The sequence below is a fragment of the Streptomyces sp. JLBT605 genome (assembly GCF_058215555.1).
The window spans coordinates 1,305,817-1,322,658 of record NZ_CM177087.1 but is presented as its reverse complement, the minus strand read 5'-3'; the positions used below and the strand labels follow the sequence as shown (position 1 = coordinate 1,322,658).

13 protein-coding genes are annotated in these 16,842 nt (G+C 73.8%); 7 read left to right on the top strand and 6 right to left on the bottom strand.

Features of this window, described 5'->3' with window-relative positions:
* The first annotated feature begins 88 nt into the window (after window positions 1-88).
* On the top strand, window positions 89-1,174 hold the full coding sequence (hemE, locus tag AC4BDD_RS06095; protein WP_490689936.1) for a uroporphyrinogen decarboxylase: 1,086 nt from the start codon (window positions 89-91) through the stop codon (window positions 1,172-1,174).
* 78 nt (window positions 1,175-1,252) lie between these two features.
* Here hemE and AC4BDD_RS06090 read toward each other — a convergent pair whose 3' ends face one another.
* Window positions 1,253-2,443: a thiolase family protein gene (locus AC4BDD_RS06090; RefSeq protein ID WP_490689935.1), complete on the bottom strand. Its 1,191-nt coding sequence runs from the start codon at window positions 2,441-2,443 to the stop codon at window positions 1,253-1,255.
* Window positions 2,444-2,605: 162 nt separating this feature from the next.
* On the opposite strand from AC4BDD_RS06090, the gene hemG reads away from it, so the two are divergent.
* A complete protein-coding gene (gene hemG, locus AC4BDD_RS06085; protein WP_490689934.1) occupies window positions 2,606-4,072 on the top strand; it encodes a protoporphyrinogen oxidase in 1,467 nt (488 codons plus the stop codon).
* A gap of 4 nt (window positions 4,073-4,076) precedes the next feature.
* Entirely contained in the window at window positions 4,077-4,805 is a 729-nt protein-coding gene (hemQ, locus tag AC4BDD_RS06080) for a hydrogen peroxide-dependent heme synthase (RefSeq protein ID WP_490689933.1), read from the top strand.
* A gap of 120 nt (window positions 4,806-4,925) precedes the next feature.
* On the opposite strand, the gene AC4BDD_RS06075 is transcribed toward hemQ, so the two are convergent.
* The 3 genes from AC4BDD_RS06075 to AC4BDD_RS06065 all read right to left on the bottom strand — a co-directional run bounded on the left by AC4BDD_RS06075 (window position 4,926) and on the right by AC4BDD_RS06065 (window position 9,062).
* Window positions 4,926-6,548, bottom strand: a complete 1,623-nt coding sequence (locus tag AC4BDD_RS06075; protein ID WP_490689932.1) for an alpha/beta hydrolase — start codon at window positions 6,546-6,548, stop codon at window positions 4,926-4,928.
* Between the two features lie 169 nt (window positions 6,549-6,717).
* Window positions 6,718-7,509 (bottom strand): TIGR04222 domain-containing membrane protein, encoded by a 792-nt coding sequence (locus AC4BDD_RS06070; protein ID WP_490689931.1) that lies wholly within the window; start codon window positions 7,507-7,509, stop codon window positions 6,718-6,720.
* Between the two features lie 107 nt (window positions 7,510-7,616).
* A complete protein-coding gene (locus AC4BDD_RS06065; RefSeq protein ID WP_490689930.1) occupies window positions 7,617-9,062 on the bottom strand; it encodes an MbnB/TglH/ChrH family RiPP precursor modification enzyme in 1,446 nt (481 codons plus the stop codon).
* Between the two features lie 415 nt (window positions 9,063-9,477).
* Here AC4BDD_RS06065 and AC4BDD_RS06060 point away from each other — a divergent pair, with 415 nt between their 5' ends.
* Window positions 9,478-11,376, top strand: coding sequence for a transglycosylase domain-containing protein (locus AC4BDD_RS06060; RefSeq protein ID WP_490689929.1), 1,899 nt, complete (start codon window positions 9,478-9,480; stop codon window positions 11,374-11,376).
* A gap of 112 nt (window positions 11,377-11,488) precedes the next feature.
* Here AC4BDD_RS06060 and AC4BDD_RS06055 read toward each other — a convergent pair whose 3' ends face one another.
* Window positions 11,489-12,760 (bottom strand): polysaccharide deacetylase family protein, encoded by a 1,272-nt coding sequence (locus AC4BDD_RS06055; RefSeq protein WP_490689928.1) that lies wholly within the window; start codon window positions 12,758-12,760, stop codon window positions 11,489-11,491.
* Between the two features lie 184 nt (window positions 12,761-12,944).
* On the opposite strand from AC4BDD_RS06055, the gene AC4BDD_RS06050 reads away from it, so the two are divergent.
* Window positions 12,945-14,069 carry a baeRF3 domain-containing protein gene (locus AC4BDD_RS06050; RefSeq protein ID WP_490689927.1) on the top strand — a complete coding sequence of 375 codons (1,125 nt, stop codon included), beginning with the start codon at window positions 12,945-12,947 and terminating at the stop codon, window positions 14,067-14,069.
* Window positions 14,070-14,174: 105 nt separating this feature from the next.
* On the opposite strand, the gene AC4BDD_RS06045 is transcribed toward AC4BDD_RS06050, so the two are convergent.
* Window positions 14,175-14,912 carry an aminoacyl-tRNA hydrolase gene (locus AC4BDD_RS06045; protein WP_490689926.1) on the bottom strand — a complete coding sequence of 246 codons (738 nt, stop codon included), beginning with the start codon at window positions 14,910-14,912 and terminating at the stop codon, window positions 14,175-14,177.
* 84 nt (window positions 14,913-14,996) lie between these two features.
* Here AC4BDD_RS06045 and AC4BDD_RS06040 point away from each other — a divergent pair, with 84 nt between their 5' ends.
* Window positions 14,997-16,115: an ABC transporter ATP-binding protein gene (locus AC4BDD_RS06040; protein WP_490689925.1), complete on the top strand. Its 1,119-nt coding sequence runs from the start codon at window positions 14,997-14,999 to the stop codon at window positions 16,113-16,115.
* Complete coding sequence (locus tag AC4BDD_RS06035) at window positions 16,112-16,777, top strand: ABC transporter (RefSeq protein WP_490689924.1); 666 nt, start codon at window positions 16,112-16,114, stop codon at window positions 16,775-16,777. Before AC4BDD_RS06040 ends, AC4BDD_RS06035 begins: the two co-directional genes overlap by 4 nt.
* Window positions 16,778-16,842: the final 65 nt, after the last annotated feature.

Here is a 16,842-nt window from a genome sequence, read left to right as displayed (position 1 = left end):
CGGAAGACTAGGCGTTCGAACCCGCGCAACGAGGTAGGGACACCCGGGTTGTCGGGTCACTCGTTCGGCCCGTGCGAAGATTTAGGGCATGAGCGTCTCCGACCGGCCGACGGGCCAGCAGCAGACCGGCCGCGCGGCGGCTTCGTCAGTCCAGGATTCCGCCTTCCTGCGGGCCTGCCGGCGCGAGCCCGTGCCGCACACCCCGGTGTGGTTCATGCGCCAGGCCGGGCGCTCGCTCCCGGAGTACCGCAAGGTCCGCGAGGGCACCGCGATGCTCGAATCCTGCATGCTCCCCGAGCTGGTCACCGAGATCACCCTCCAGCCGGTGCGCCGCCACGGCGTCGACGCCGCGATCTACTTCAGCGACATCGTGGTGCCGCTCAAGGCCATCGGCGTCGACCTGGACATCAAGCCCGGCGTCGGTCCGGTCGTCGCCCAGCCGATCCGCAGCCGCGCCGACCTGGAGCGGCTGCGCCCGCTCGAGCCGGGCGATGTGGCGTACGTCACCGAGGCCATCTCCATGCTCACCCGGGAGCTGGGCTCCACCCCGCTCATCGGCTTCGCGGGCGCCCCCTTCACCCTCGCCAGCTACCTGGTCGAGGGCGGGCCCTCGCGCAACCACGAGCACACCAAGGCGCTGATGTACGGCGACCCGCAGCTCTGGGCCGACCTGCTGGACCGCCTCGCGGAGATCACCGCCGGCTTCCTCAAGGTGCAGATCGAGGCGGGCGCCTCGGCCGTGCAGCTCTTCGACTCCTGGGTCGGCGCGCTGGCCCCCGCCGACTACCGGCGCAGCGTCATGCCCGCCTCGGCGAAGGTCTTCGACGCGGTGGCCTCCTACGGCGTGCCGCGCATCCACTTCGGCGTCGGCACCGGCGAACTCCTGCCGCTGCTCGGCGAGGCCGGCGCGGACGTGGTGGGCGTCGACTGGCGGGTGCCGCTGGACGAGGCCGCCCGCCGGGTGGGACCCGGCAAGGCGCTCCAGGGCAACCTCGACCCGGCCGTGCTCTTCGCGCCGCGCGAGGCGGTGGAGGCGAAGACGGACGAGGTCCTGGCCGCGGCGGCCGGGCTGGAGGGACACGTCTTCAACCTCGGCCACGGCGTGCTGCCGGACACCGACCCGGACGCGCTGACCCGCCTGGTGGAGTACGTGCACACCCGGACCGCGCGCTGACCTGAGGCCGCGGCTCACGCCCGACGCCCCGCCGCCGTTCTCGGTGGCGGGGCGTCGTCGGTCCGGTACCGGCTTTTCTCAGCGCTCCAGGACCAGCGCCTGGCCCTGCCCGACCCCGATGCACAGGCTCGCCAGGCCCGTGCCCGAGCCGCGGGCGGCGAGCTGATGGGCCACGGCCCCGGCGAGCCGGGCGCCGGAGGCGCCGAGCGGGTGCCCGATCGCGATGGCGCCGCCGCGCGGATTGACCTTCGCCGGATCGAGCTCCGGCCAGGCGGCGAGGCAGCCCAGGGCCTGGGCGGCGAACGCCTCGTTCAGCTCCACGGTGACCAGATCCTCGAAGGTGCGCCCCGCCTTGGCCAGCGCCCGGCGCACCGCCTCCACCGGGCCCAGGCCGAAGAACTGCGGCTCGATGCCGGTCACCGCGCTCGCCCGGATCCGGGCCAGCGGTTCGCGGCCGGTGGCGCGCAGCCCCTCCTCGTCGCAGAGCAGCAGCGCCGCCGCGCCGTCGTTGAGCGGTGAGGAGTTTCCCGCGGTGACGGTGCCACCGGGGCGGAAGGCCGGCTTCAGGCCGCCGAGCGCCTCCATCGAGGTGGTGTCCCGGATGGTCTCGTCCCGCGCCAGGTCGGCGCCCTTGACCGGCACCACCTCGGCGTCGTACGCCCCCTCCTGCCAGGCCCGCGCCGCCTTGCGGTGGCTCTCCAGGGCGAAGGCGTCCTGCGCCTGGCGGTCGATGGAGTGCTCGTCGGCGATCAGCTCGGCGCCCTCGCCGAGCGCCACCGTCCACTCCGGGGGCATCGCGGGGTTGGTCATCCGCCAGCCCAGGGTGGTCGAGTACAGCTCCTGGTGGCCGGCGGGGAAGGCCCGCTCCGGCTTGGGCAGCACCCAGGGGGCCCGGGACATCGACTCCACGCCGCCGGCCAGTGCGATGTGGGCGTCGCCGACCGCGATCGCGCGGGTGGCCTGCACGACGGCCTCCAGCCCGGAGGCGCACAGCCGGTTGACCGTGGTGCCGGGCACCGAGACCGGCAGCCCCGCCAGCAGCACCGCCATCCGCGCCACGTCGCGGTTCTCCTCGCCCGCGCCGTTGGCGTTGCCGAAGTAGACGTCGTCGATGCGGGCCGGGTCCAGCGCCGGGGCGCGGTCGACCAGCGTGCGCACCACATGGGCGGCCAGGTCGTCGGGGCGCACCCGGGACAGCCCTCCGCCGTACTTGCCGACCGGCGTCCGGACGGCGTCGACGATGTACACATCCCGTATGCGGTCGTTCATCTGTCCCCTCTTCCACCCAGCCGGTCCGCTCACCGGACCTCAGCGGCCCCACCGACCGTTCGGTACAGAGCGGGCCGCTCACGAGTCTCAGTCTGCCCCTCGCGCCCTGTCAATGGGGCCCGGGCGGGCGTCCGGCCGACCCGGGTTTGAGACAGTGGGGCCATGGACACGCAGGGGATGCGGCGAGCGGGCGGCACGGGTGGCACGGGCAGCGGACATGTGATCGTGATCGGCGGTGGGATCTCCGGACTGGCCGCGGCCCACCGGCTGCTGGCGGGCGGCGCCCGGGTGACCGTGCTGGAGGGCTCGCCGCGGGTCGGCGGCAAGCTGTGGACCGGCGAGATCGCCGGACTCCCGGTCGACCTGGGCGCCGAGGCGATGCTGGCGCGGCGGCCGGAGGCGGTCGACCTCGCGCGCCGCTGCGGGCTCGCCGACGCCCTGCAGCCCCCCGCCACGAGCACCGCGGGCCTGTGGACGCGCGGCGCGCTGCGCCCGCTGCCCAAGGGCCAGGTGATGGGCGTGCCCGCCGACACGGCACCGCTGGCCGCGACCGGGGTGCTCTCCGAGGAGGGGCTGGCTCGGATCGCGCGCGAGCCGGAGCTGCCCCGCCCCGAGCTGTCCGAGGACGTGGCGATCGGCGCGTTCGTCGCGGACCGCTTCGGCCGCGAGGTGGTGGACCGGCTCGTCGAACCCCTGCTGGGCGGGGTGTACGCGGGCGACGCCTACCGCATCTCGATGCGTGCCGCGGTGCCCCAGCTCTTCGAGGCGGCGCGGGTCCACGGCTCACTGACCGAAGGCGTCCGGGCAGTGCAGCGCAAGGCCCAGGCGGCGTCGCACCAGCACGGCCGGCCGGTGTTCATGGGGCTGGACGGCGGTGTCGGGCGGCTGCCGCTCGCCGTCGCGGACGCGGTGCGCGCCGCGGGCGGGGAGATCCGCACCGGCACCCCGGTGCGGGAGCTGCGCCGCGCGGGCGGGGCCGGCTGGACCGTCGTCACCGACGACGCCACGCTGACCGCGGACGCCGTGGTCGTCGCGGTCCCCGCCCCGGCCGCCGCGCGGCTGCTGGCCGCCGACGCCCCGGCCGCCGCAGGCGAGCTGGCCGGCGTCGACTACGCCTCCATGGCGCTGGTCACCATGGCCTTCCGGCGGGCCGACGCGGCCGGGCTCCCGGACGGCAGCGGCTTCCTGGTGCCGCCGGTGGACGGCCACCGGATCAAGGCGGCGACCTTCTCCAGCCGCAAGTGGGGCTGGGTGCGGGACGCCGACTCCGAGCTGTTCGTGCTGCGTACCTCGATCGGGCGGTACCAGGACGAGGAGGACCTGCGGCGCGACGACGCCGACCTGGTGGCGGTCTCGCTGGCCGACCTCGGGGAGGCGACCGGCCTGAGCGCCCGGCCGGTGGCGACCCGGGTGACCCGCTGGGACCAGGGCCTGCCCCAGTATCCGGTCGGCCACCTCGACCGGGTCGCCCGGATCCGCGAGCAGGTCGCCAAGGTGCCCGGGCTCGGGGTCTGCGGCGCGGTGTACGACGGTGTGGGCATCCCGGCCTGCGTCGCCAGCGGCGAGCGCGCCGCCGAGGAGCTGCTGGCGACCCTGGCGCGGGGCCCGGTGGAGGGCGAGCGAGAATAGAGCCATGACTGCTCCAGAGACCGCGACAACAGCCAAGGCCCCGAACGCCGGGAAGAAGGCCAAGGACCTCAACGAGGTCATCCGCTACACCCTGTGGTCCGTGTTCAAGCTGCGCGATGTGCTGCCCGAGGACCGGACCGGCTTCGCCGACGAGGTGGAGGAGCTGTTCGAGCAGCTCGCCGCCAAGGACGTCACGGTGCGCGGCACCTACGACGTGTCCGGGCTGCGGGCCGACGCGGACGTCATGATCTGGTGGCACTCGGAGACCTCCGACGCGCTGCAGGACGCGTACAACCGCTTCCGCCGCACCCGGCTGGGCCGGGCCCTGGAGCCGGTCTGGTCGAACATGGCACTGCACCGGCCCGCCGAGTTCAACAAGTCGCACATCCCGGCCTTCCTGGCCGACGAGGTCGCCCGCGACTACGTCAGCGTCTACCCGTTCGTGCGCTCCTACGACTGGTACCTGCTGCCCGACGAGGACCGTCGCCGGATGCTCGCCGACCACGGCAAGATGGCCCGCGGCTTCCCGGACGTGCGCGCCAACACCGTCGCCTCCTTCTCGCTGGGCGACTACGAGTGGATCCTCGCCTTCGAGGCCGACGAGCTGTACCGGATCGTCGACCTGATGCGGCACCTGCGCGGCTCCGAGGCGCGCCGGCACGTGCGCGAGGAGGTGCCGTTCTACACCGGTCGGCGCAAGGCGGTCGCGGAGCTCGTCGCGGACCTGGCCTGAGAGGTCCGGCGGGGCGCGGCAAAGCCCACCGATGACGGCCCGCCCGGGCGGCCGGCGCGATGCGCCGCCGCGGCCCGGGCGGGCCGTCGGTCATTCCCCTTCAGTGTCCCGGGGCCCTGGTCACGGGGTGCGGGTCAGCACCGCGTGCGGGGTCGGGCGCTTCTCCCGGGTGGTGGTGGCGGTCGGCTGCGGCTGCGGGCGCCCGGCGCAGGAGGCGTCCCGTCCCGGCGTGCGGCCGGTGAGCAGATAGCTGTCGACGTGCCGGTTCACGCAGGCGTTCGGGCCGCCCGTGACGCCGTGCGTGCCCGCGTCCCGCTCGGTGAGCAGCCGCGATCCGGCGAACCGGCGACGCAGTTCCAGCGCTCCGGCGTACGGCGTGGCGGCGTCCCGCTCCCCGGCGACCAGCAGCACCGGGGGCAGCGCGCCCGGCCCGGCGCCGATGTCGACGGGTTGCTGCCGCTGCTGGACGGGCCAGAAGGCGCACGGCAGGTTCATCCAGACGTTGTCCCAGGTCTCGAACGGGGCGCGGCGCGCGAGCGCGGTGTTGTCCCGGTCCCAGGTGTACCAGTCCGTCGGCCAGGAGGCGTCGTTGCACTCGACGGCGGTGTAGACGGCGTTGCTGTTCTCGTTGTCCGCGGCCTCCTTGGGATCGGGCGCGGCCAGGGTGATCAGCGGCTTGGAGTCGCCGCGCAGATAGGCCGCCAGCGCGCGGGCGCTGGGTTCCCAGTAGGCGTCGTGGTAGGTGACGCGCAGGAAGGCGGCGTGCAGTTCGCCGGTGCCGACCTTGCCGCCCGCCGGAGCCCGGTCCAGCGCCTGCCGGGCCTTGAGGTAGGAGGCGAGCACCTGGGCCGGTGTCGTGCCGAGGTGGTAGACGGCGTCGTGCCGGGCCACCCAGGCGCGCCAGTCGGCCCAGCGGCTCTCGAAGGCCAGCGACTGGTCGAGGTTGTTCTGGTACCAGATCTGCCGGGGATCGGGATTGACCACGCTGTCCAGCACCATCCGCCGCACGTGCCGCGGGAAGAGGGTGGCGTACACCGCGCCGAAGTAGGTGCCGTACGAGGCGCCCAGGTAGGTGAGGCGCCGCTCGCCGAGCGCCGCCCGCAGCACATCGAGGTCACGGGCGTTGTTGAGGGTGCTGAAGTGCCTCAGGTCCTGGCCGGCGTTGCGGGCGCAGCCCTCCGCGTAGGCGCGGGCCCGCAGGATCCGGCTCCGCTTGTACTCGGGGGAGGGGAAGGTGGGCGAGCTGTTGGGGGCCTTCGCGAACTCCGCCGGGTCCTGGCAGGACAGCGGTGCCGAGCGCCCGACGCCGCGTGGCGCGTAGCCCACGAAGTCGTACGCGGCGGCGAGCTTCCGGAAGTCGGGTTCGCCCGCCCGGAGGGGGAACTTCATACCGGAGCCACCCGGTCCGCCCGGGTTGTAGACCAGCGCCCCCTGGCGGCGTTCCCGAGGGCCGGTGGCCAGGCCGCGGCTGACGGTCAGGGAGATCTGCTTGCCGTGCGGGTGGGCGTAGTCCAGCGGCACCTTGACGGTGCCGCAGCGCACCCGCGAGGGCAGCTCCTCCGCGGCGGGGCAGCGGCCGAAGTGGATGCCCCGGGCGGCGGCGCGCTCAGCGGCGACCTTCACGCCGTGCGCCTCGGCGGCTCCGCCGGGTGGTGGGGCGGCGGGGGAGCCGGTGGCCGGGGTGATGACGAGTGCGGTCATGGCCATGGAACCGAGGACGCCGTACAGCGCGGCTGCTCTCACAGGACATCCCTTCTATGTTTCGCTATAAAAGGGATATTTGGCCCGTTCGGGGATGTTGTAAAGCACCGGCGAGCGGTGTCGTGAGCAATGCTCCCAATGCGCCCCTCAGGGGGGACGGCGGGTGTGCGCCGGGGCTACGGCGGGTACGGCGGGTACGCGCCGGCGGTGTTCAGTCGCCCCGGCGGCGGTCGCGCAGGGCCGCGCGCAGCACCGGGTCGGTCAGCGCGCCGGATCCGTGCACCGCCAGCGCGGTCAGATCATCGTCCGGGCCCGCCGTGCCGTCATCGGCTCGCGGCGGCCGCCGGGGCACCGTGATGGCGCCCAGCAGCTGCTGCCCGGCGGGGGAGGCCCAGCGGCTGTAGGGGTGCATCTCGGCGCGGGCTATCAGCAGACAGCCGCCGGTCAGCAGCAGCGGCAGCGCGAACCAGGCGAGCACCTGGCCCGATCCTCCGGTCGGAGGGACCATCAGCAGCGACACCGCCCCGGTCAGCAGCACCAGCACACAGGCCGCCCGCACCTGACGGACCGCCGACGCCACGCCGGTGCGGGCCGCGGCCGGCACCGCGAGACCGGCCGTCACCAGCCGGTCGGCCAGCGCCCGCACCGACTCGTCCGCGCTGAGCGCGGTCCGCACCGGCGGGACCGGGGACTGGCCGTCGGGGCCGATCGCGGAGATCACCGAGCGCTCCAGCTCGTCCCGGCCCTCCGGATCGACCACGGTCACCCAGCCGGTGTGCGCCAGCAGCAGCCGGCGCTGCCGGTACATCGAGACCAGGGCGAGATCGGTGACCCGGTGCGGGCCGCCGGCCAGGAACGCGGTCTCGTACAGGTCCAGGTCGCGGTCGAGCACCGCCGGGGGCGGTTCCGGGGCCTCGGCGGCACTGACCGCGGCCGCGCACAACCGGGCGCAGCTGAGCAGCGCGGCGCCCCAGGCGACGAGGAGGAACAGCACCCAGAACATGGGCGAGTTCTACCCCCGGAACGCCGGTTCCGCCATGGGCTGTTCACCATACGGGCGCGGCTCACCGGCCGCCCTCGCCGGCACTCGCGCTCGTCTCCCGCTCCCGTTCACCTCCTGAGCAGGGCGTACCGGGCGGTGCGGGCGAGTCGGGCCACCCGGCCGGGTCGCGGAGGCACCGGCCCCGAGCGCTCCAGCCACCAGTCGCGCAGCCGCCGGCGCGCGCCGGGGTCCGACGGCTCGCGCAGCGCCAGCGCGTGCTCGGCGAAGGCGAGGGCGTCCTGGCGGTAGCCGCCGGTCATCGGGCGGGACCGGGCGTACCGGAAGAAGGCGGGGCGGAAGCCGTCTCCCAGGATCTCCGGCAGCTCCGGCGCCACCTTGGCCACCACACTGGCCCGCTTCGCCAGGAGCGCCTGGTGCTGCACCCGCAGCCGTTGCCGGTCGAAGCCCTCCGGCGGCGGCGTCCCCGCGACCAGCGCCGACAGCAGCGCGGTCTGGGTGACCGCCAGCCGCTCCCGCACACCCGCGTCGACGTCCGCGGCCCCCGCGCCCGCGCCACCTGCTTCCGCGCCCCCGGCGTCCCCGAGGTCGCCCGCCTCCGCTGCCGCGCCCGCGCCACCGGCCTCTGCCAACGTGCCCGAGCCACCGGCCCCCGCGCCTGGGCCACCGGCCGGAGCGTCCGCGTGCGCCGCATGCCCGGTGCCGGTCGCGGCGGAGACGGCCGCGACCAGCGCCGCCCGCTCGGTGACCGCGCGGATCGCGTCCAGCTCGGCCGCCAGCTCCTTGAATGCCGGGAAGTCCTCGTCGCGCTCCAGCAGCACCCCCGGCGGGGTGGTCCGCGCGCAGAGCTCCGCCAGGACGTCCAGCACCGGGCGGCTCACCGGATGCGCGTGGCTGTCGTGCCACACCCCGTCCCGCTCGACCCCGCCCGCCACGTGCACATACGCGATGGCCGAGGTCGGCAGCGTGTCGAGCGCGGCGGCCGGGTCCTCCCCCCGGTTGACGTGGTTGGTGTGCAGGTTGGCGACGTCGATCAGCAGCCGCACCCCGGTGCGTTCCACCAGCTCGGTGAGGAACTGCCCCTCCGTCAGCTCCTCTCCCGGCCAGGAGACCAGCGCCGCGATGTTCTCCAGCGCCAGCGGCACCGGCAGCTCCGCCTGGGCGATCCGCACATTGGCGCACAGCACGTCGAGCGCCTCGCGGGTGCGCGGCACCGGCAGCAGATGCCCGGCCTCGATGCCCGGGGAGGCCGTGAGCGGCCCCCCGCCCCGGACGAAGGCGATGTGCTCGGTCACCAGCGGGGCGCCCAGCGCCTCCACACACCCGGCGAGCGCCGCCAGCCGCCCGGCGTCCGGCCGCTCCGCGCCGCCGAGCCCCAGTGAGACCCCGTGCGGCACCACGGTCGTACCGCGCTCCCGCAGCCGCCGCAGACCGTCCGGAAGATGGCCGGGGCAGATGTTCTCCGCGACGACCTCCACCCAGTCGATCCCGGGCAGTCGGGCTATGTCGTCGGCTATCTCCGGCCGCCAGCCGATTCCGGTTCCCAGACGCACCATGATTCCCCCTCTCTCCGTCGGGAGTCATGACCCCCCTTGGCCAGGACGAATCCCGGAGCCGGACGGTTCAGAGCTTCATTTGAGCTTCGCCGCCCGCCGCCGCGGTGCCCCCCGGCCGGCGTCCCGACGCACCGACGCGGACTTATGGGGGTCTCCTGCGACAGATCCCCGGAAGGGGGCTATAAGGTCGGACCCGTCTTGGGGGGATGTATGAGATCGGATTTTTCGAGCGCGCGGGCGCGCGGAGCGTGGGGGCGACGTGCAGGGCAGCAGCAGGGACGCGGGCAGGCAGCGGCGTAGAAGGCATCGCCGGATACCCCCGTCGACGGTCAGGGCATGGGCGGTGCGCCGCTGGGCTTATCGCCGTCTGATACTCGACTACCCGCGCGGCCGCAAACAGGGAATCCGGCGCTGGTTGCCGTCCTGGCGCCAGACCTCGCTCTCCTTCCTCTTCTGCCTCGGAATTCTCACCAGTGGGCTGAGCTATATCTACTGGCAGACCGAGATACCTGAGGACCTCAATGACTTCGCGACCCAGCAGGACAATGTCTACTACTGGGCCGACGGAAGCGAGATGGCCCGCACCGGCCCGGTGAACCGGCAGGACATCGCCCTGGACAAGGTGCCCGAGGACGTCCAGTGGGCGGTGCTTGCCGCGGAGAACGCCAACTTCTACTCGGACAACGGCATATCGCCCAGCGGACTCGCCCGCGCCGTCACCCGCATGGTGACCGGCGGCGAGACGCAGGGTGGTTCCACGATTACTCAGCAGTACGTCAAGAACGCCTACCTGAACCAGCGTCAGACATTCTCCCGCAAGCTCACCGAAATGTTCATCGCCATGAAGCTGGACGACAAGATGAGCAAGGAGGAGATTCTCGAGGGATATCTCAACACCAGCTGGTTCGGGCGCGGCACCTATGGAATCCAGCGGGCCGCGAACGCCTATTATGGAAAGAATGTCTCGCAGCTGAACGCGAGCGAGGGCGCTTTTCTCGCCTCGCTGCTCAAGGGCGCCGGCTCCTTCGATCCGGCGATCAGCGCGGACAACCGGCGCCGGGCGAAGGAACGCTGGGCCTGGGTGCTCGACCGCATGGTGGAGATCGGCAAGCTCTCCGCCAAGGAGCGGGCCCGCTACAAGACCTTCCCCGAGCCCATCGCCCCGCCCCGGCTGGAGGGGCTGACCGGCCAGACCGGCTACCTGGTGGAGACCGCCCGCGCATACGTCGCCTCCCACACCGACATCACCGACGCCGAATTCGACCTTGGGGGGTATCAGATCCACACCACCTTCCAGAAGCCGAAGGTCGAGGCGCTGGCCGAGGCGGTGGACGAGGCCCGGCACGAGCTGCGCCCCCGGCAGCGCGCGGCCGACCGCAATGTGCGGATCGGCGCCGCCTCGGTCGGCCCGGACGGCAGCATCCGGGCGATCTACGGCGGCCCGGACTACCTCAAGCAGGGCTTCAACGACGCCAACGCCTCCAACGTACCCGCGGGTACGTCCTTCACCCCGTTCGTCTACGCCGCGGCGCTGCGCGACGGGGTGCAGCGCGAACGCGGCGCGCCGCGCACCCCGGTCAACCCCATGACCCCGTACGACGGCAACGACGAGGCGGCCATCCGCACCCCCGAGGGGCCGTACTGGGACCGCAGCGGGAAGATCGTGCGCGGCTCCAACGACGGCGACCGCGACTGGGGCCAGGTGACCCTCGAGAAGGCCGTGGAACAGTCCATCAACACCCCGATGATGCAGCTGGGCATGGACGTAGGACTCGACCGGGTGCGCCAGGCGTCGGTGGACGCCGGGCTGCTGCCCAGCAGCGTCGGCGGCTCCCGGGTCCCGGCCTACTCGCTCGGCACGGCCAAGCCGAGCGCCATCCGGATGGCCAGCGCCTACGGCACCTTCGCCGCCGACGGCATGCACACCCCGCCGTTCTCGGTCACCTCGCTCTCCAAGAACGGGAACAAGGTCCACCTGGAGAAGTCGGGCGCCGCGCGGGCGTTCAGCCCGCAGGTCGCCGAGCAGGTCGGCGACGCGCTCAAGGGCGCCGTCCGGCGGGGCTCCGCGACCCTGGCGGCCCAGGCCGGGCCCGGCATCGCCGGAAAGACCGGCACCGCGCAGGACAACACCTCGTCCTGGTTCGTCGGCTACACCGACGACCTCGCGACGGCCGTCTCGCTCTCCCGGCTCGACCCGAAGACGCAGGAGCTGCTGCCGCTGACCGGGCTGGGCGGGGCCGCGCCGGGGAAGCCGGGCAGCGACTACCCCATCGAGATCTGGACGCGCTACATGAAGGCCGCGGCGGCCGGCTGACCCTCCGCCCCGGCCGGGCGATCGGCGCACATGACCGATCCCTCAAGGGCCTTAGCCCTTGAGGGATCGGTTCTGCGAGACCAGCTCTGCGGTTCCCGCCCTCAGCGGGACCTCAGTGCTTCAGGTAGGTGGACCAGTCGGGCGATTCGGCCGGGTCCAGCATCCGCAGCTTGTCCAGGACCTTCGGGTCCTGGGCGTCCAGCCAGTCGGCGAGCTGGCGGAACGACACGCAGCGCACGCCGTCGCGGCGGCACACGCTCCTCATCACGTCCTCGATGGCCCGCATGTAGATGCCGCCGTTCCAGGTCTCGAAGTGGTTCCCGATGAACAGCGGTGCCCGGCTGCCGTGGTAGACGCGCTCGAATCCGTTGAGATAGCCGTCCCGGGTCAGCTGCTCCCACTCGTCGTACTTCGCCGGATCACCCTCGGTGGTGTCGCCGGACTGGTTGTAGAGGAAGTTGAAGTCCATGGACAGGACCTGCTTCTCGCTCTGCGGATACGGCACCAGCTGAAGCGGGAAGTTCCAGACGCCCTTGATCTTGGACGGCCAGATCTGGAAGTCGCCGGGGGAGCTGGCGTCGTACCGCCAGCCGAACGCCTTGACCGCCGGGATCAGGTTCTTCTGCCCCTCCAGGCAGGGGGCCCGGCCGCCCACCAGCTCCTCGTCGTAGTCGAAGGGCAGCGGCTCCATGTCGGTGAAGCCGGTGTTGGTCTTCCAGTTCTTCACGAAGGAGTACGCCTGCTCGATCTCGCTGCGCCACTCACTCGTGCTCCAGTCCCCGCCGCCCTTGGGCCCGCAGAAATGCCCGTTGAAGTGGGAGCCGATCTCGTTGCCCTCCAGCCACGCGCCGCTCAGCTGCTCCAGCGTCTCGCGGATGTGCGGGTCGGTGGGGAAGGAGATCGCGGCGGACCCCGGCTTGTGCTGCGGCGGCAGATACAGCTCGCGCTTGGACTTCGGCACCAGGTACATGCCGCTGAGGAAGAACGTCATGTCGGCGTTGTTGTCCTTGGCGACCTGCCGGAAGTGCGAGAAGAGATGGTCCTCGTTCTCCAGCGCGCCGTCCCAGGAGAAGACGACGAACTGCGGGGGCTTCTCGCCGGGCTTCAGCTTCTTCGGCTTGGGCTGCCCCGGCTGCGGCCCGGTGTAGGCGGTGGAGCCGTCCCCCAGCACCTTGACCTTGCCGTCCCAGTCCGCGTACTTCCCCTTCTTCTTGCCGGGCTCGGGGGCCTGCTTCCCGTCCGGCCCGGGAGCGGGTCTGCCGGCCGCGGGCGGCTCCTGCTCGTCCGCGGAACCGGACCCACCGCTGGTCAGGGAGACCAGCAGTGCGACGACGACGGCTATCGCGATCAGCGCGGCTATGCCGTAGGCGCGCTTTGCCTGCAACGCTTTCAAGGTGTCCCGCCCCCAAGGCGCCAGTACGAAAGTACGACGTTCAGTATCACCGACCCATCACCATCTCTTCACACGGGTGGGGCATGGCCGCTCGGCGCACCCCCGGGCCTCTCCGTGATGCGCGGCTGCCGGGTCTGGGCGATCCTGCTGGGGAGGCCATCGTCGAAAGGCAGAGATGCGCACCACCGATCTGACATCCAGCACGCTGGCCGCGCTGCGCACGCGACGGCCCTACCCGGCGGTCACCGTCACCCTGCCCACCGACAGGCGGGCGACGCCTGCCACGACGCAGGACGCGGTGCGGCTGCGGAACGTGATCGCCGAGGCCAAACACCGGCTCGAAGCGGACCCCGAGGTCTCGCGGGAGGCCCGCTACGACATCGCCCAGCAGCTCGACGCGGCGGCGGGCGAGGTCGAGGCGAGCCAGTTCCAGGACGCACTGGTGATCTTCGCCGCGAAGGGCGAGCACCAGGTCTGGTACCTGCCGAACCCCGCCCCCGAGCGGGTCGTCTTCAGCGACACCTTCCTCACCCGCAACCTGGTCTCCGCCCGCGAGCGGGCCCGCCCGTACTGGGTGATCGCCGTCGCCGCGGACCACACCACCCTGTGGAGCGGCAACGACGGCACCCTGCGCGAGGAGCACGCCCACGGGCTGCCGGCCGAACCGCCGGAACTGACGCCCGACCCCGAGCGCGAAGGGCGCAGAGGCGAGGTGCCCGGTCCGTACGGCGGCGAGAACGCGCGGATGTACATGCGGCAGGTCGACACCGCCATCGAGAAGCTGCTGGGCGCCGAGCCGCGACCGCTGTACCTGGTCGGCACCACCCCGGCGCTCAGCCTGCTGGAGGACGTGGGCACCGCGGCCAAGGCGGCGGTGGCCAAGGTCGTCAAGGGCGGGCTGACCAACGGCCCCGCGGCCGCACTGGCCGAGGCCATCGCCCCGGCGCGCGAGGAGCAGGCCAGGCGGGAGGCCGAGCGGGTGCTGGACCGGGTCGGCGAGGCCCAGGGGCGCCGGGCCTTCGCCGCCGGGCTGGAAGAGGTGTGGCAGGTCGTCCGGGAGGGGAGGATCGACACCCTCGCCGTGGAGGAGTCCTTCCAGCGCACGGTCCGCGTGGCCGACGGCCACCTGGTACCCGTCGATCCCGCCGAGACCCCGCCGGCCGAGCCGGGCACCCGGCTCCAGGAGGACATCGTCGACGAGATCATCGAGGCCGCGCTGGAGACCGGGAGCGCGGTGGCCTTCGTCCCGGACGAGGCCCTCGCCGCACGCGATCACATCGTGGCGGCGCTGCGCTTCTGACCGGTTGCGCTTCTGGCTGGCCGCGTTTCCGGCCGGGCCGCGCGGTGACCGGAGGGGGTCCGGGCGCAGCGGATCGGTGCGGTGCGGCGGACCGGGTGCGGGCCGTCAGGCGCGGGTCGCGCGCAGTGCCGGGTGGTCGGCGATCACCGTGCGGGACCCGGGCGCGATCTCGGTGAACCCGGCGTCCCTGACCACCGGCAGGCCGGTCGCGGTCAGCCGCGCCCACCGTTGCGGGTCCGCCGTGCGCACCGACAACGCGAACCCGGCCTCGCGCCAGGCCGCGCGCTGTGCCTCGTCCAGCTCCCACCAGGCCAGCTGGGCACCGTGTCCGGCCTGCGCCATGGCCTTCCCCGCCGACATCTCGACCGCCGGGTTCAGCCAGAGCACCGGCCCGGCCTCGTCCGGAGTGACAGGCGGCTCCGGGTCGCTCAGATCCGTGCCGCTGACCTGGAGCTTGACCAGCTCCTTGGGCCATCCGTCCAGGGGCACCGGCGGGAAGACCCGCACCTCGGCGGTGTCCCCGGTGACCGTGATGCCCGGCAGGGACTGCGCCCGCCGCCACTCCGCGCCGCGCGCCCGGCGCACCACCTTGCGGATCCGCGCGTCCTGCCAGTCCCGGACGGCCTGCGCCCAGACGCCGTCCTCCGCCGTCGCCCGCTCGTCGGACAGCAGCGTCAGCACCGCGCGGGCCGCCGTCTGCAGCGCGTCGGTCCGGGCCGGGGGAGCGGACTTCTCGATCCGCACCACCAGCGGCAGCACGAACTGCGGCGCCGCGTCCCGGTCGGTCGCCACGTAGGAGGTGGTGGGGTCGGCGGGGACGTCGGCGGTGTCGGAGCTGTTCACCGGTCCAGTGTGCCAGCCGCCACCGGGCCGCGAACGGGCGGCCGCCGGCGCCCGGGCGCGTGCTCCCGCGTAGGCTCAACCAGCATGAGACTGCACGGAGTCGGCCGCCGGTACGGGCTGAGCGGGCCGTGGGTGCTGCGTGGAGTCGATCTCGACGTGGCGCCGGGCGCCCTGCTGCGGATCGAGGGGGCCAACGGCAGCGGCAAGTCCACGCTGCTGCGGTTGCTCGCCGGGATCGACGCGCCGAGCGCCGGCCGGATCACCGGCCGCCCCCGCACCGCCTACGTGCCCGAACGGTTCCCCGCCGACCTGCCCTTCACCGCCCTGGGCTACCTCACCCACCTCGGGCGCATCCACGGTCTGGGGCGCTCGGCGGCCGGGCGCTCCGCCGCCGCGTGGCTGGACCGGTTCGGGGCCGCGGACCACTCCGGTACCCGGCTCTCCGAGCTGTCCAAGGGCACCAGCCAGAAGGTCGCCGTCGCCTCCGCGCTGCTCGCCGAGCCCGGCCTGCTCATCCTCGACGAGGCATGGACCGGCCTGGACCAGGCCGCGCGCCGGGTGCTGGACGAGGCGGTCGCCGAGCGGGTGGCGGGCGGCGGGACGGTGGTCTTCGTCGACCACGATCCGCGCCGGCTGGCCGGGGCGGAGGACGCCGTCCACCGGCTGACCGAGGGTCGGCTGCGACCCGTGCCGCGGCCGTCCGCGGCCGGGCAGGGCGCCCCCGACGGACCACAGATGGTGGTCGAGGCCGAGGGGCCGCCCGGCGCCGAGCCCCCCGACGGACTGCCCGGCGCCCCGGTGCGGCTGCCCGCCCCGGCCGGCCCCCGGCTCGCCGCCGCGCCGTCGGGTGACTCCCTCGTGTGGGGCGCCGGACACCCGAACGCCCCGGCCGCGGATCCGGGGCCGCCTCCGCCCGTCGTGGTGCGGTTCGCCGTCGGCGCCGCGCACTCCGATGCCCTGCTGCGGGCCCTGCTCGCCGCCCGCCCGCCGTGGCACATCCGCGGCGTGGCTCCGCGGCCCGCCGACGTCCCACCGACCCCCGCCCCGCTCCCCGGCGCCCGGCGCGCCGACGCGCCCGACGGCCGGAGCCCGGGGACGGACGGCGCCCCCGCCACCGGAGCGGAGGGTGCGCCCACCGGCGCGCCGGGGCCGTCCCCGGGCGCCCGCGACCCGATATCGACCCCTCGGTCAGGAGACGCGTGACCGCCCTGCTTCGCTACCAGACCGCGCTGCTGCTGCGCTCCCAGCGCTGGCTGGCACCGCTCGTGCTGTACGCCGTCGTCGTCACCGTCGGCGTCTGGGCCCAGCCGATCCTCGACTCGCTCGGCTGGGCCGCCGGCGCCCTGCTCCCGGTGGCCGCCTGGGTGGTGCGCGTCTGCACCAACCAGGAGCCGGCGGCCGCCCGCAACTGCGTCGCCGCCGCGGCCGGTCCGGCCAGGGCGCACCTGGCCGCGCTGCTCGCCGCGCTCGGGTTCTCCCTCGTCCTCGGCGCCGCGGGTGTCCTCTTCACCGCCGCCGTCAGCGACCCGCGCAGCTCCGACCACGCGGTGGCGGTGCCGGTCGCCGAGGCCGTCCCCGCCGGGTTGCTGGCCGCCTGCTGCTGCGCGCTGCTGGGTACGGCGGTCGGCGCGCTGTGCAACCGGCCGCTGCTGCGGAGCCCGGCCAGGTCCATCCCGGCCACCCTGGTGGCCGGGATGGCGGTGCTGCTGATGAGCGGCTCGCCCGCGAACGCCGCGGTCTCCGACCTGGTCACCGGCTCGCGCAGCGGCACCGTCACGGTCAGCTGGTGGCCGCCGGCCGTCACCTGCGCCGTCGCGGCCGGGGCGGTGGCGGTGGCCTGCGCGCTCAGCTCGCGCCGGAGCTGAGCCCGCAGGAGCCGAGCCCGCCGGAGCTGAGCCCTTGCCGGAGCCGGCCCTGTCGGAGCCGGGCC

Excerpts from the sequence above, each read along its gene's own strand:
- hemE (WP_490689936.1), top strand. The coding sequence starts at position 89 with ATGAGCGTCTCCGACCGGCCGACGGGCCAGCAGCAGACCGGCCGCGCG.
- AC4BDD_RS06090 (WP_490689935.1), bottom strand. The coding sequence starts at position 2,443 with ATGAACGACCGCATACGGGATGTGTACATCGTCGACGCCGTCCGGACG.
- hemG (WP_490689934.1), top strand. The coding sequence starts at position 2,606 with ATGGACACGCAGGGGATGCGGCGAGCGGGCGGCACGGGTGGCACGGGC.
- hemQ (WP_490689933.1), top strand. The coding sequence starts at position 4,077 with ATGACTGCTCCAGAGACCGCGACAACAGCCAAGGCCCCGAACGCCGGG.
- AC4BDD_RS06070 (WP_490689931.1), bottom strand. The coding sequence starts at position 7,509 with ATGTTCTGGGTGCTGTTCCTCCTCGTCGCCTGGGGCGCCGCGCTGCTC.
- AC4BDD_RS06065 (WP_490689930.1), bottom strand. The coding sequence starts at position 9,062 with ATGGTGCGTCTGGGAACCGGAATCGGCTGGCGGCCGGAGATAGCCGAC.
- AC4BDD_RS06050 (WP_490689927.1), top strand. The coding sequence starts at position 12,945 with ATGCGCACCACCGATCTGACATCCAGCACGCTGGCCGCGCTGCGCACG.
- AC4BDD_RS06040 (WP_490689925.1), top strand. The coding sequence starts at position 14,997 with ATGAGACTGCACGGAGTCGGCCGCCGGTACGGGCTGAGCGGGCCGTGG.